Annotated in this window: 14 protein-coding genes and 2 riboswitches; of the genes, 5 read left to right on the top strand and 9 right to left on the bottom strand. The window is 63.4% G+C overall.

Annotation, left to right across the window (positions count from 1 at the left end):
* Positions 1-9 precede the first annotated feature (9 nt).
* The 4 genes from ACX93L_RS16190 to ACX93L_RS16175 form a co-directional block, all read right to left on the bottom strand.
* On the bottom strand, positions 10-663 hold the full coding sequence (locus ACX93L_RS16190; protein WP_459405771.1) for an HAD-IA family hydrolase: 654 nt from the start codon (positions 661-663) through the stop codon (positions 10-12).
* Positions 660-1,649 (bottom strand): RluA family pseudouridine synthase, encoded by a 990-nt coding sequence (locus ACX93L_RS16185; RefSeq protein ID WP_459405770.1) that lies wholly within the window; start codon positions 1,647-1,649, stop codon positions 660-662. Before ACX93L_RS16185 ends, ACX93L_RS16190 begins: the two co-directional genes overlap by 4 nt.
* Before the next feature lie 97 nt (positions 1,650-1,746).
* Complete coding sequence (gene crcB, locus ACX93L_RS16180) at positions 1,747-2,124, bottom strand: fluoride efflux transporter CrcB (protein ID WP_459405769.1); 378 nt, start codon at positions 2,122-2,124, stop codon at positions 1,747-1,749.
* 80 nt (positions 2,125-2,204) lie between these two features.
* A complete protein-coding gene (locus tag ACX93L_RS16175; RefSeq protein ID WP_459405768.1) occupies positions 2,205-2,741 on the bottom strand; it encodes a flavodoxin domain-containing protein in 537 nt (178 codons plus the stop codon).
* A 288-nt stretch (positions 2,742-3,029) separates the two neighbouring features.
* On the opposite strand from ACX93L_RS16175, the gene ACX93L_RS16170 reads away from it, so the two are divergent.
* Positions 3,030-3,305, top strand: coding sequence for a hypothetical protein (locus ACX93L_RS16170; RefSeq protein WP_459405767.1), 276 nt, complete (start codon positions 3,030-3,032; stop codon positions 3,303-3,305).
* A gap of 86 nt (positions 3,306-3,391) precedes the next feature.
* On the opposite strand, the gene ACX93L_RS16165 is transcribed toward ACX93L_RS16170, so the two are convergent.
* Positions 3,392-4,444: a copper chaperone PCu(A)C gene (locus ACX93L_RS16165; protein ID WP_459405766.1), complete on the bottom strand. Its 1,053-nt coding sequence runs from the start codon at positions 4,442-4,444 to the stop codon at positions 3,392-3,394.
* A gap of 87 nt (positions 4,445-4,531) precedes the next feature.
* Positions 4,532-4,903 carry a hypothetical protein gene (locus ACX93L_RS16160; RefSeq protein WP_459405765.1) on the bottom strand — a complete coding sequence of 124 codons (372 nt, stop codon included), beginning with the start codon at positions 4,901-4,903 and terminating at the stop codon, positions 4,532-4,534.
* Between the two features lie 236 nt (positions 4,904-5,139).
* A riboswitch (glycine riboswitch) is annotated at positions 5,140-5,228 on the top strand.
* A gap of 2 nt (positions 5,229-5,230) precedes the next feature.
* Positions 5,231-5,314: riboswitch (glycine riboswitch) on the top strand.
* A gap of 65 nt (positions 5,315-5,379) precedes the next feature.
* On the opposite strand from ACX93L_RS16160, the gene gcvT reads away from it, so the two are divergent.
* The 4 genes from gcvT to ACX93L_RS16140 all read left to right on the top strand — a co-directional run bounded on the left by gcvT (position 5,380) and on the right by ACX93L_RS16140 (position 10,597).
* Positions 5,380-6,519 carry a glycine cleavage system aminomethyltransferase GcvT gene (gene gcvT / locus ACX93L_RS16155; RefSeq protein WP_459405764.1) on the top strand — a complete coding sequence of 380 codons (1,140 nt, stop codon included), beginning with the start codon at positions 5,380-5,382 and terminating at the stop codon, positions 6,517-6,519.
* Between the two features lie 178 nt (positions 6,520-6,697).
* The gene (gene gcvH / locus ACX93L_RS16150; RefSeq protein ID WP_459405763.1) at positions 6,698-7,060 is read left to right on the top strand and encodes a glycine cleavage system protein GcvH; all 363 of its coding nucleotides are present in this window, start codon (positions 6,698-6,700) and stop codon (positions 7,058-7,060) included.
* Positions 7,057-9,921: an aminomethyl-transferring glycine dehydrogenase gene (gene gcvP / locus ACX93L_RS16145; protein ID WP_459405762.1), complete on the top strand. Its 2,865-nt coding sequence runs from the start codon at positions 7,057-7,059 to the stop codon at positions 9,919-9,921. Before gcvH ends, gcvP begins: the two co-directional genes overlap by 4 nt.
* Before the next feature lie 349 nt (positions 9,922-10,270).
* Complete coding sequence (locus tag ACX93L_RS16140; RefSeq protein ID WP_459405761.1) at positions 10,271-10,597, top strand: flagellar basal body protein; 327 nt, start codon at positions 10,271-10,273, stop codon at positions 10,595-10,597.
* A 167-nt stretch (positions 10,598-10,764) separates the two neighbouring features.
* On the opposite strand, the gene ACX93L_RS16135 is transcribed toward ACX93L_RS16140, so the two are convergent.
* From ACX93L_RS16135 to ACX93L_RS16125, 3 genes are all read right to left on the bottom strand, one after another.
* Positions 10,765-11,565, bottom strand: coding sequence for a hypothetical protein (locus ACX93L_RS16135; RefSeq protein WP_459405760.1), 801 nt, complete (start codon positions 11,563-11,565; stop codon positions 10,765-10,767).
* 133 nt (positions 11,566-11,698) lie between these two features.
* A complete protein-coding gene (locus ACX93L_RS16130) occupies positions 11,699-12,319 on the bottom strand; it encodes a LysE family translocator (protein WP_459405759.1) in 621 nt (206 codons plus the stop codon).
* Positions 12,319-12,771: an Lrp/AsnC family transcriptional regulator gene (locus ACX93L_RS16125; protein ID WP_459405837.1), complete on the bottom strand. Its 453-nt coding sequence runs from the start codon at positions 12,769-12,771 to the stop codon at positions 12,319-12,321. Before ACX93L_RS16125 ends, ACX93L_RS16130 begins: the two co-directional genes overlap by 1 nt.
* Positions 12,772-12,915: the final 144 nt, after the last annotated feature.

The raw sequence follows: 12,915 nt of genomic DNA, 5'->3' as shown, positions 1-12,915 counted from the left end.
ACGGTATCCTCAGTGAATGTGGGCGAGAATGTCGGCCGGGCGGTCGACGACTGCGTCGGCACCGGCCGCCCAGAGTTCCTCGACGCTGGCATAGCCCCAGGAGACGCCGATGGCGGTCGCACCGGCCGCCTTGGCCATCTGCATGTCGTAGACCGCATCACCGATGACCACGGTATCGGCCGGCACGAAACCCGCCTGATCGCAACATTCAGTGACCATGGCGGGGTGCGGCTTGGACGGGCAATCATCGGCCGTGCGGGAAACGAAGAAATGGGAGGTGAATCCGTGGGTTTCAAGCACCATGTCGAGGCCACGGCGCGACTTGCCGGTGACGGCGCCGATCAGCACGTCCTCGCGGGCGGCCAAGGCCGCGATCAGTTCGGCGATGCCGGGGAAAAGCGGCTCATGGAAGCCGAGTTCGCTGCGGACGCCGAGGAAGATGTCCTTGTAGTGCGCCATCATCGCCACGGCTTCCGCGTCCGCATGCGGCTTGCCGTCGATACGGGCAATCGCGATATCGAGGGTGAGCCCGATGATCGCCTTGGTGGCGCCAACCGTGGGCTCGACCTTGCCGAAGTGGCGGAAGGTCCGCACCATGACCGCGTGGATCAAAGCGACGCTGTCGACCAGCGTTCCGTCGCAGTCGAAGAGTACCAGCTTCATTCCTCGTCCTTGTTTCCGTCGGCCTGATCGAAGCCCAGCAGGTTCCAGCTCTGCACCATGTGCGGCGGCAGAGGTGCCGTCACCTGCAGGCGGCCACCGTTCGGATGCGGGATGTCGATGTGGCGCGCATGCAGATGCAACCGTTTCTGGATGCCGCCCGGAAAATCCCAGTTCGGATCGTCGATGAAGTACTTCGGATCACCGATGATCGGATGGCCGATATGAAGGGCATGGACGCGCAACTGGTGGGTACGGCCGGTATAGGGCTCCATCTCCAGCCATGCGAGATTCTGCGCGGCGGTGTCGATGACGCGATAATAGGAGACGGCGTGGTCGGCTCCCTCCTCGCCATGCCTGGCGATCCGCATGCGGTCGCCTTCGTCGGTCTGGTCCTTGACCAGCCAGGTGGAGATCTTGTCCTCGTGCTTGCGCGGCACGCCCTTGACCAGCGACCAATAGGTCTTCTTGGTATCGCGTTCGCGGAAGGCGGCGGCGAGCTTTTGGGCCGCGCCGCGCGTGCGGGCAACCACCAGTACGCCGGAGGTGTCGCGGTCGAGGCGATGGACGAGACGCGGCTTCTCGCCCTTCCGGCTGGTCCAGGCCTCGAGCATCTTGTCGATATGGCGGGTCAGGCCCGAGCCGCCCTGCACGGCAAGCCCGGCCGGCTTGTTGAGCACGAAAACCTTCTCGTCCTCATGCAGCAGCATGCGCGACAGCAGCTCGTGATCGTCGCCATGCTTCAGGTCGTGGCTTGCGATCGGTCCGGTCTTCTTGGCGTCGACCTCCATCGGCGGGATTCGAACCACCTGACCGGGTTGCACGCGGGTGTCGGTCTTGACCCGGCCGCCATCGACACGCACCTGGCCAGAGCGCAGGAGCTTCTGCAACGGTCCGAAGCCGAGGCCGGGGAAATGCACCTTGAACCAACGGTCCAGACGCATGCCTGCCTCGTCGGCCTCCACGGTGATATGCTCGATGCCTGCCATTGCCACTCTTTCGGTCGGTCCCGCGGAAAAGCCCGCAATTCTCATCTATCGGAGCGCTTTAGAGCATTTCGATCGAAGATGGAAACAGGAAAACCGGTCAGAGCACGGAACGCATCAGGCCGATGCCGGCGACGGCGGCGGCGATCGAAGCGCCGATGCTCAGGACGAGATAGGCAAAGCCGGCCACCGTCGCGCCCCGCTCGAAGAGCGTCACGGCGTCAAGGGCGAAGGCGGAGAAGGTGGTGAAGCCACCCAGAAATCCGGTGATCAGCAGGAGCCTCAGTTCGGCGGATGCACCGTAGCGCGCGACAATCAGTTCGGCGAGGACGCCGATCGCGAAGGAGCCTGCCACGTTGACCGCGAGCGTTCCCCACGGAAAGGACGGCCCAAGCAGCCTCAGAGCACCTACACCGACCAGGTAGCGACAGACAGAACCGACGGCGCCGCCGAGTGCCACGAGCAAAATCTGGTTCATCGGACGCCCCGAGCTTGTGCGGCGCGACGCCGCGCCGCGACAGAAGGCCGCCGGCCCGGAAGACCGGCGGAAGGTTCAGGTCACGCCTTGGCGGCAGCCACGAAGTCGCGCGTGAAGGTTTCCAGAGTGGCCCAGTCGGTGAACTCGTGGATCTGCTTGACGTCGGTGGGAGCGCCCTCGCGCTCGGCCAGACGCTTGGCCATCCAGCGCTTGAAGAAGTCGTATTCGGTGTAGCGAAGGGCGCCGGCGGCGTGATGAACCATGCCGGGCGTCCAGCCTGTCTGGGCCATCAGCGCGTCGGGGAAGTGCATGGCCTCCTCACGTTCCTCGGCAAACTCGCTGCGGATGAACAAGGAAACGGACACGAAAGCGCTCGGAACCGACTTCAGCCAGTCCTTCTCGCGCTCGACGAAGTCGACGAAGGGTGCAGGATAGCGGCCTGCATGGATCGGCGCGCACAGGATAGCGGCCTGCGGATGATCGACGCCGAACTCCGCGCCGGTGACCACGTTGAACAGCACGGCACGGTCGCCGCCCTTCTCGATCTGCGCCGCGATCGTCTCGGCAATCTTGCGCGACTGACCTTCGATGCTGACGTAACCGACGAGAATAATCATGCTTTCCTCCGTCCCAGGACCAGCGACATCCCCCGTCGCCGGAGCCCAAAAAATGTTGTCTGTCAAAATGATTGCGCCGGCGGCGAATTCAGCTGGAAAATGACAGATTGCACCGCAATTGCAAGCCGAGGAGGCCCCTCGAAGCCCCCCGGAACGCAAATAATTCATCATTGAACAAATCGACGGGCGACCATTAAGATTTTACTAAAACGCCATCCTCCGATTTAAAGATGCGGTCAGGCGCCTGCTGTAACATCCACCGATCTAAAGTCTATTGGTGAAGCCCAGATGACCCAGGTCCTTTCAGTCTCCGCCACCACGGCGGGCTATGCGAGCGACAGCATCAAGCCGCCGCAACGCGCCTCCAAAGCCACGATGGTCGAGGAGAATACCCGCCTGCTCGCCGAGAAGGCAGCGGCCGGCGACGATTTCCAGCTCCGCGCCCTCGTGAGCGTGGTACAGCCGCCCGCGCTCGCGCTCTATTTCCTGACGGCAAGCCAGGAGGCGCTTGGCCAGGCGAGCCTCAAGGAAACGATCGAGGCCTACAAGAGCTCGGCCACCTGAGACATTCCCCGCGTCTTACTCCCAAGACGAAAGGGCCGTGACCGATCTCCGGTCACGGCCCTTGCCGCATTCCAATCAGGCGGGCGTTACTTGCCCTTGGCCGGTCCGACCGGCAGGACGACATCGACCTTGCCTGCCTTCTCGAAGGTCAGCGTGACCGCGACCTTGCCACCCTCGACGAAGGGCTCCTTCACGTCCATGAACATCAGGTGCAGGCCGCCCGGCTTCAGCTCGACGGTCTGACCGGCCGGGACCGGAATACCGCCCTCCAGCTTGCGCATCTTCATGACATCGCCCTGCATGGCCATTTCATGCAGCTCGACACGGCCGGCGACGGCAGATTCCACGGAGACCAGCACATCGTCGGCGGCGCCGTTGTTCTTGATCGTGACGAAGCCGCCGCCAACGGGTTGGCCCGGCAGCATGGCTCGGGTGAAGCCGCTGGTGAGTTCGAGGTCTCCGACCTTCGCCGCTTCGAACGTTCCCGGATTGGCACCCGCCATGCCCGATCCGTCCATCGCGCCATGGCCCTGCATCTGGCCGGCCATCATCATCTGGCCATTGCCGTGCATGGCGCCATGAGCCTGGCCGTGCATCGCACCGTGACCCATCATGGCATCTTCGGCGGCGGCGATCTTGAGAACCGGCGCGGGGCTCTTCAACGAATGGGGATCGACGCCTTCTGCAGCGATCTCGTCCCAGGCAACCTTTCCGTCAGCGCCGCACAGCTGCACGGTCGGGAAAGCGAGACCGGACTGGCCGTCGACACCCGAAATCTTACCGTAGACCGTGAAGGTGTCGTAGAAATCATCCGGCAGGTCGCCGCCCTTGAAACGGATCTCGACCGGGCCGGATGTGATCTTCTTGCCGTGATTGTCGTAAGTGTTCTTGTAGTCGCCCTTGATGACCTCGATCTGCCAGCCGGCCTTCACCATCGGCTTTGCCGAGATGAAACCTTCGGGAAGCTTGATCTGCACTTCATTGGTCGCCTTGCCGTCGCAACCATGCGGCACCTGAAGGACGGCGGCGACATAGGACTCCGGCTTGGCCGGAGCATTGGCGAAACTGGCGTGGGCGTGGACCGAGCCTCCGGCGAGCGAGGCTACGGCAGCGGTCAAGAGCGAAGCTGTGATTTTCATGGGTCTTCTCCTGTCCGGTCCTCCGCCTTCGGAGGTGGCCGGCATGCGCCGCGATGCGGCTGTTGATTCAATCGTCGAGAGAGGGAATCAGGAGAAGGACGGCGGCGCGCGCGAACGCGGACGCTCGATCGAGGAGACGGAGATCTGTTCGATCTTGGAGACGGCGGCGTTGTCGAGGCTGGCAAAACGGGTAACCAGCCAGCTTTCAGAAGGCGGCGCCGGCAGCACAGTCGCGGACGACAGCGCACAGGCCTCGCAGAACTGGCTCATCGACGGGTGCTTCGTCGCAGTGTCGTTCAGGCAGATGTCGGCATAGGTCCCGTCGGGCAGCTGAAGCTGCGCAGTCTGATAGACAGCCGCCATCACTTGCGGTGGCTTGTGGGCGAAGGCCAGCGACAGCAGCGCGAAGGCGCAAAGCATGCGCAACAAGCCGCTCCCCTTCCACACTGCCTTCGACATACCAACCTCCGGTCCGGACGTCTGCTTATCGCCTTTCAAAGCGAAAATCAAAGCCGGTTTGAACCATGCGGCGACAATGCACCGTTCGGTCATACCCTTCATTGATGCACCGCAAACATCGGCAGAATTGCCGCAATCGGGATCGCATCCATGACGCGAATTGGATGACAGCGACAAATATTTGCTCGGTGACGACGTTTGCTCTTGCCAACGCCCCCCCTTCCCCGATAATTGCCGGCGACCCTGCAGGGAGAAACCGGTTCACTCCGGTGCCGAAGGAGCAACCGCCCCGGAAACTCTCAGGCAAAAGGACCGCAGGGCGTCGACTGGAACTCTGGAGAGAAACCTTCCCCCAAGGGAAGGGTGCGCCGAAGGGATAACAATCTCAGGCAAACGGACAGAGGGGGCTCATGACACCGGCACGACTGTGCCACGACTTGAGCCGGCGCGTCAGCGCCAAGAACCGGAGACGCCTCTTGGACCAATCCGCTGAACTGCACAGAACTCCCCTCTACGACCTCCACGTAGCGCTCGGCGCGCGCATGGTGCCGTTCGCCGGCTACGACATGCCGGTGCAATATCCGGCCGGCGTGCTGAAGGAGCATCTCTACACCCGCACGCATTGCGGTCTGTTCGACGTCTCGCACATGGGACAGGTGACGATCCGGGCCAATTCGGGCACTTACGAAGATGTGGCGCTGGCGCTCGAAACACTGGTTCCGGTCGATATCCTCGGACTGAAGGAAGGTCGCCAGCGCTACGGCTTCTTCACCGACGAGAATGGCGGCATCCTCGACGACCTGATGTTCGCAAATCGCGGCGACCATCTGCTCGTGGTCGTCAATGCCGGCTGCAAGCAGGCCGACATCGCCCACATGAAGAAGCACCTTTCCGACCGTGTCGAGGTGACCTACCTCGAGGACCGTGCATTGCTCGCACTCCAGGGACCGAAGGCCGAAAAGGTCCTGACCGAACTCTGGGCCGGGCTCTTCGCCATGAAGTTCATGGACGTCCGCGAGGTTGCGCTGCACGACATTCCGGCCATTGTGTCACGCTCCGGCTATTCCGGCGAGGACGGCTTCGAGATCTCCGTGCCCGCCGACAAGGCCGAGGAGCTTGCCCGCATCCTGATCGACCATCCGGACTGCGAACCGATCGGGCTCGGCGCCCGCGATTCGCTTCGCCTGGAAGCCGGGCTTTGTCTCTACGGCAACGACATCGACACGACGACGTCCCCGGTCGAGGCGGGTCTCGAATGGGCAATCCAGAAGGCCCGCCGCAGGGGCGGCGCGCGCGAAGGCGGCTTCCCCGGCGCGGCGCGCATTCTGGACGAACTGGAGAACGGCACGACCCGCCGCCGGGTCGGGCTCAAGCCCGAAGGCAAGGCTCCGGTTCGCGGCCATGCCAAGCTCTATGCGGATGCCGAAGGCAAGACGGAGCTCGGTGAAGTGACGTCCGGCGGTTTCGGCCCGAGCGTCGAAGCCCCGGTCGCCATGGGTTACCTGCCGACCGCCTTTTCGGAACCCGGTACCCAGGTCTTTGCCGAGGTTCGCGGCAAGTACCTTCCGGTCACCGTCGCAGCCATGCCTTTCATCACGCCGACCTACAAACGGTAAACCGATGACCGCGATTGCCCCTCATCCGGCTGCCGCCACCTTCTCCCCGTTCTGACGGGGAGAGGAACGCATGTCGCAAATGCCCGACCGGTCCCCTGTCCCCGCCTGCGGAGAGAGGGTCAGGGTGAGGAACAATCCGCAGAGCCAACCCAGACACGATACACGAGAGGAACATCACATGCTGAAATTCACCGCTGAACACGAATGGTTGAAGCTTGAGGGCGATGTCGCGACCGTCGGCATCACCACGCATGCCGCCGAGCAGCTGGGCGACCTGGTCTTCGTCGAACTTCCGGAAGTCGGCGCAAGCTTCGACAAGGGCGGGGACGCCGCGACCGTCGAATCGGTCAAGGCCGCGTCCGAGGTCTATTGCCCGCTCGACGGGGAGATCGTCGAAGTCAACCAGGCCATCGTCGACGATCCGTCGCTGGTCAATTCCGACCCGCAGGGCGCCGGCTGGTTCTTCAAGCTGAAGCTCAAGACCGCCTCCGATGCCGACGCCCTTCTCGACGAAGCCGCTTACAACGAGCTGATCGCATGACCACCTCCACCGAATTCCAGTTCACCGACTACCAGCCCTACGATTTCGCCAACCGGCGCCATATCGGCCCCTCGCCGGCGGAAATGGAGGAGATGCTGAAGGTCGTCGGCTACAAGAGCCTCGACGCGTTGATCGACGCCACCGTGCCGTCCTCGATCCGGCAGAAGGCACCCCTCGTCTGGGGCGCGCCGATGACGGAACGGGAAGCGCTCGACACCCTGCGCGAAACCGCCAACAAGAACAAGGCGCTCGTCTCGCTGATCGGCCAGGGCTACTACGGGACGATCACGCCGCCGGTCATCCAGCGCAACATCCTGGAAAACCCGGCCTGGTACACGGCCTACACGCCCTACCAGCCGGAGATTTCCCAGGGGCGCCTCGAAGCGCTGCTCAATTACCAGACCATGGTCTGCGACCTGACCGGGCTCGACGTCGCCAATGCCTCGCTGCTCGACGAGGCAACCGCCGCAGCCGAGGCCATGGCGATGGCGGAACGCACCGCGAAGTCGAAGGCCAAGGCTTTCTTCGTCGACGAAGCCTGCCATCCGCAGACCATCGCGGTGATCGAGACGCGCGCCGCGCCGCTCGGTTGGACCGTCATTGTCGGCAATCCCTTCACCGACCTTGACCCCACCGAAGTGTTCGGGGCGATCTTCCAGTATCCGGGCACGCATGGCCATTGCCATGACTTCTCGGGGCTGATCGCACGGCTTCACCAGACCGGCGCCATCGCCGCGGTCGCAGCCGATATTCTGGCGTTGACACTGCTCAAGTCGCCGGGCGAAATGGGCGCCGACATTGCCATCGGCTCGACCCAGCGTTTCGGCGTTCCCGTCGGCTATGGTGGCCCGCACGCGGCCTATATGGCGGTCAAGGACGCCCACAAGCGCTCGATGCCGGGCCGTCTGGTCGGCGTCTCGGTCGATGCCAGGGGCAACCGCGCCTACCGCCTCAGTCTGCAGACCCGCGAACAGCATATCCGCCGCGAAAAGGCGACGTCGAACATCTGCACCGCCCAGGTGCTGCTCGCCGTCATGGCCTCGATGTATGCGGTGTTCCACGGACCGAAGGGCATCAAGGCGATTGCTCAGCAGGTTCACCAGAAGGCCGTCCTGATGGCCAAGGGGCTGGAAAAGCTGGGATACACGGTCGAACCCGAAACCTTCTTCGACACCATCACCGTCGAGGTCGGCCACATGCAGGGGCTGATCCTGAGGGCAGCCGTCGCCGAGGGCGTCAACCTGCGCAAGGTCGGCACGACGAAGATCGGCATGTCGCTCGACGAACGCAGCCGCCCGGCGACTCTGGAAGCGGTCTGGCGGGCCTTCGGCGGCACGTTCCAGGTCTCGGATTTCGAGCCCGGCTACCGCCTGCCGAAGGATCTCCTGCGCCAGACAGATTACCTGGAGCATCCGATCTTCCACATGAACCGCGCCGAGAGCGAGATGACCCGATACATCCGCCGGCTTTCGGACCGTGACCTCGCCCTCGACCGGGCGATGATTCCGCTCGGCTCGTGCACGATGAAGCTCAATGCCACCGCGGAAATGCTGCCGATCACCTGGCCGGAATTCTCCGAGATCCATCCCTTCGCGCCCGCCGACCAGGCACTCGGCTACAAGCAGATGATCGACGACCTGTCGGAGAAGCTGTGTGCCGTCACCGGCTACGACGCGATCTCGATGCAGCCGAACTCCGGTGCGCAAGGCGAGTATGCGGGGCTTCTGACGATCCGCAACTACCACCTGGCGAAGGGCGACACCCATCGCACGGTCTGCTTGATCCCGACCTCCGCGCACGGAACAAACCCGGCCTCGGCGCAGATGGCGGGCATGACGGTGGTGCCGGTCAAGGCCAAGGACAATGGCGACGTCGATCTCGACGACTTCCGCGCCAAGGCCGAGCAGTATGCCGACACGCTGTCGTGCTGCATGGTCACCTATCCCTCGACGCATGGCGTGTTCGAGGAGACGGTGCGCGAGATCTGCGAGATCACCCACCGGCACGGCGGACAGGTCTATCTCGACGGCGCCAACATGAACGCCATGGTCGGGCTTGCCCGCCCCGGTGACATCGGCTCCGACGTTTCCCACCTCAACCTGCATAAGACCTTCTGCATCCCGCATGGCGGCGGCGGTCCGGGCATGGGGCCGATCGGGGTCAAGGCCCATCTCGCTGCCTATCTTCCCGGCCACGTCGAGACCGATGGTCGCCCGGGCGCCGTGTCGGCGGCCCCCTATGGCTCACCTTCGATCCTGCCGATCAGCTGGTCCTACTGCCTGATGATGGGCGGCGAAGGCCTGACCCAGGCGACCAAGGTGGCGATCCTCAACGCCAACTACATCGCCGCGCGGCTGACCGGTGCCTATGAGGTGCTCTACAAGTCCGAAGCCGGCCGGGTCGCGCATGAATGCATCATCGACACCCGCCCGCTGGCCGAAAGCTCGGGCGTCACCGTCGATGACGTCGCCAAACGGCTGATCGACTGCGGCTTCCACGCCCCGACCATGAGCTGGCCGGTCGCCGGCACGCTGATGATCGAGCCGACGGAATCGGAAACCAAGGCGGAAATCGACCGCTTCTGCGATGCGATGCTGGCGATCCGCGAGGAAGCCCGCGACATCGAGGAAGGCCGCATGGACAAGACCAACAACCCGCTGAAGAACGCCCCACACACGGTGGAGGATCTCGTCGGCGAGTGGACCCGTCCCTATACGCGCGAGCAGGCCTGCTTCCCGCCCGGCGCCTTCAGGGTCGACAAGTACTGGTCCTCGGTCAACCGCGTCGACAATGTCTATGGTGACCGCAACCTCGTCTGCACCTGCCCACCGATGAGCGAATACGCGGAAGCGGCCGAGTAAAGGCCGCGACACCTTTCCAACAACATCGAGAGCCCGCCCACCCGGCGGGCTTTTTCTTGTCCTCCCCTTGCCTCGCCGGACCGATCGGGGCGCGGTGGCGCTGCGGCGAGGCGGTCGCCAGGATCAGAAATACCTATTCGCGATTTTCCTATTATTATCTTTAGCTATTAAACTAATTATCTTACCGACGACACAGGCCTCGCCTGTAGGCTGCGATGCGAGAGGCGGCGTGCTGTTTCGGGACAACGGTCCCCTCCCCGGTGAGCTTTCGTGAACCCAGACACTTCATGCTTCCCTAACTGCCGCTAGGGTAAGTTCACGCCATTCGAACGGGCGCCGAGGTGAAGCCATGGGAATTTCCGCGATCATGGGCGTTGCCGCATCCGGCATGCAGGCCCAGACAACGCGTCTTTCGGCCGCCGCGAGCAATGTAGCGAACGCGTTGACGCCAGCCTATGACCGCCGCGTCACATCGCTTTCCACCACCGAGAGCGGCGGGGTTTCCGCTTCCGAGCGCCCATCGGGCGAAGCCACGCCCGACGGCAACTCGAATGTCGACCTCGCTTCCGAGATCACGGACGTGACGAGCGCCGAAATCGGTTTCAAGGCCAATGCCGCGGCATGGGAAAGCGGTGCAGAGATCTGGGATGTTCTCATGAGTATCAAGCGCGACTGAGTAAATCGCCGATCCGACGAAAAAGCGTTCTCCTGCCGCGCCGCTGCCAAAACGCAAGGCGGCGGCTGAACCCGCTGCCGCTTCTTCGGGCGCTTGATCGCAACGTGCGCCAATTTCAAGGCTGACGATGGGACCGGGAGGTCGTGCCTCCCGCTCCCAGCAGACGATCAACCGGCATCGCCCTCGTCGATGACTTCCTCGCCGCTATCGTCATCGGCACCACCATCGTCCGCAGCGTCATCGTCGGCACCGCCGTCATCGACATCCCCGTCGTCTGCGCCACCGTCGTCGACCTGTTCATCCTGGCCGTCATCGACCTGGCCCTGGTCCTGATCGTCCGCATCGTCCGGCTGGCCGGCATCGTCAGCCTGCTGGTCATCTGACGTATCGACGAACCCGTCGTCGACGTCATCGACCACGTCCTCGGCAAGCTGGTCGCCAGAGGCATCTTCCACCATTCCTTCATCGAGGTCCGCCTCAACATATTCCTCGACCTCCTCATAGACCACCTCCTCGGTTTCCTCGTAGGTGACCTCGACATATTCCTCGGTGACGGAGATCTCCTCGGTGGTGATGACGGTGTAGCTTTCGTAGACCGACCACTCGATCGTGTAGCCGAAGCTGTAGCTCAGGTCGACGAAGTGGCGACCGCGCGAGCCACCTGCAATCGCCGTAACCCCCTTACCGAGCTTCAGCACCACAAGAACGATGATTTCCGAACTGTAACCGTCGACGGCCATCAGCGCCTCGGTACCGAAGCCGTCGGCAACGTGGAGGAAATAGACCTGTGCCAGGCGGCGCATGTCGAGCACCTTGATGCCGCGATGGTCGAGGGCGGCCACGATGAAATGCGGCGAGCGCAGCTTGTGGGCGCGATGCGTCGCGGCGGTCGCCTCATTATCCGGAATGGCGACAAGCGTGCTGGAGAGTTGCAGGGCGATGGCGGTGGAGCACAAGAGTTTGCGCAAACGACTTTATCCTGGGGAGGGAGTGACGATCCAGCCGCGTCCTCCCGAGCGCAGCCGGCTCGACGCTGCACCGGACGGAATTGACTGTCATCGGCCAAAACCGGGCGGGTCAGTATCCTCCCGGAATTGGCCGTCAGCCGACGAGGTTGCGGAGCCCCATGGCAATCGCCAGCACGCCGAAGACCAGCAGAACGACGCCTGAAGTCCTCGATACCCAGAGAGAAAAGGCCGCGGGCAAACGATGATGGAGTACAGCGACCAGCCCCGACAGGAAGATCCACCACGACATGGACCCCACGAAGACACCGGCAACCAGCATCCCGACTCCTCCCCCCTCTCCCGCGAGACCGAGGCCGGCGAAGATCGCGGCGAACGAAAGAATCGTCGTCGGGTTGGCGATGGTCAGGACGAAAGTTGCCGCGGTCGTTGCCAAAAGCCCCCGCGCGCCGGTCCTCGCCGCGGTCACCTCACCGCGCGGGCGAAAGCTCTGGAATCCGAGCCACAGCAGAAAGGCACCGCCGACAAGTTGCAGCGGCAGCGCGATCGTGTCGAGGAGGACGGCAAAGGCCGCGAAGCCGGCCGCCGCCATCAGCGCATAGGCGCCGTCTGCCAGCGCAGTTCCGAGACCGCCCGCGACACCGGCCCAGAAGCCGCGCTCAAGCGTGCGGGAAATGCAAAGGGCGCCGATCGGCCCGAGGGGAGCGGCAATGGCGAGGCCGAGCAGCATGCCCTTGCCGAAGAGAAGCAGGCTCATTACCTCTCCTCCGCCGGGGTAAAGCCGCGCTCGACCGCCGTCGAAAGCGCGATCATGGTCTCGCTGCGGGCAAGAAAGCGATGGGCCTTCAGCTCGCCGAGAAAGGCTTCGAGCGCTGCCAGGTCGGGAAGCCGGACCTTGAGCATGTAAGACCAGCCTCCCGTAACGTGATGGCATTCCGCAACGGAAGGATGCTGCGCCACGAAAGCCTTGAAGGCCGCCTCACCCGCCTCATAGTCGAGCGCGACCAACACGAAGGCGGTCACGCCGAGGCCGAGCGCCGCATGATCGGCATCGACGGTGAAACGCCGGATGATACCCGAGGTCGTCAGCCGGCGGATCCGTTCGTTGACGGCTGAGGCCGACAGCCCGACCGCTTCACCGATATCGGCAAGCGAGCGGCGGGCGTCTTCCGCAAGAAGGGCAGTGATTTTCCTGTCGATGATGTCCATGGCCGCAAGATATGCGCAGACTCTCATTCAATCAACATATTTTGCGGCGAAAATGACCTGCGTCGCAATATTTACAGCATCCCCTCACTTGAACCGCACAAAAAAGCCCGGTCAAGGACCGGGCTTGCGCTTCTTGGTTGGGTT

It is taken from the genome of Rhizobium sp. CAU 1783 (genome assembly GCF_054551725.1).
This window is presented reverse-complemented; position numbering and strand designations above follow the sequence as displayed.

What these genes read in the sequence shown, in the direction of transcription:
- ACX93L_RS16190 (WP_459405771.1), bottom strand. Translation starts at nt 663, where the DNA reads ATGAAGCTGGTACTCTTCGACTGCGACGGAACGCTGGTCGACAGCGTC.
- ACX93L_RS16185 (WP_459405770.1), bottom strand. Translation starts at nt 1,649, where the DNA reads ATGGCAGGCATCGAGCATATCACCGTGGAGGCCGACGAGGCAGGCATG.
- crcB (WP_459405769.1), bottom strand. Translation starts at nt 2,124, where the DNA reads ATGAACCAGATTTTGCTCGTGGCACTCGGCGGCGCCGTCGGTTCTGTC.
- ACX93L_RS16175 (WP_459405768.1), bottom strand. Translation starts at nt 2,741, where the DNA reads ATGATTATTCTCGTCGGTTACGTCAGCATCGAAGGTCAGTCGCGCAAG.
- ACX93L_RS16170 (WP_459405767.1), top strand. Translation starts at nt 3,030, where the DNA reads ATGACCCAGGTCCTTTCAGTCTCCGCCACCACGGCGGGCTATGCGAGC.
- ACX93L_RS16165 (WP_459405766.1), bottom strand. Translation starts at nt 4,444, where the DNA reads ATGAAAATCACAGCTTCGCTCTTGACCGCTGCCGTAGCCTCGCTCGCC.
- ACX93L_RS16160 (WP_459405765.1), bottom strand. Translation starts at nt 4,903, where the DNA reads ATGTCGAAGGCAGTGTGGAAGGGGAGCGGCTTGTTGCGCATGCTTTGC.
- gcvH (WP_459405763.1), top strand. Translation starts at nt 6,698, where the DNA reads ATGCTGAAATTCACCGCTGAACACGAATGGTTGAAGCTTGAGGGCGAT.
- gcvP (WP_459405762.1), top strand. Translation starts at nt 7,057, where the DNA reads ATGACCACCTCCACCGAATTCCAGTTCACCGACTACCAGCCCTACGAT.
- ACX93L_RS16140 (WP_459405761.1), top strand. Translation starts at nt 10,271, where the DNA reads ATGGGAATTTCCGCGATCATGGGCGTTGCCGCATCCGGCATGCAGGCC.
- ACX93L_RS16130 (WP_459405759.1), bottom strand. Translation starts at nt 12,319, where the DNA reads ATGAGCCTGCTTCTCTTCGGCAAGGGCATGCTGCTCGGCCTCGCCATT.
- ACX93L_RS16125 (WP_459405837.1), bottom strand. Translation starts at nt 12,771, where the DNA reads ATGGACATCATCGACAGGAAAATCACTGCCCTTCTTGCGGAAGACGCC.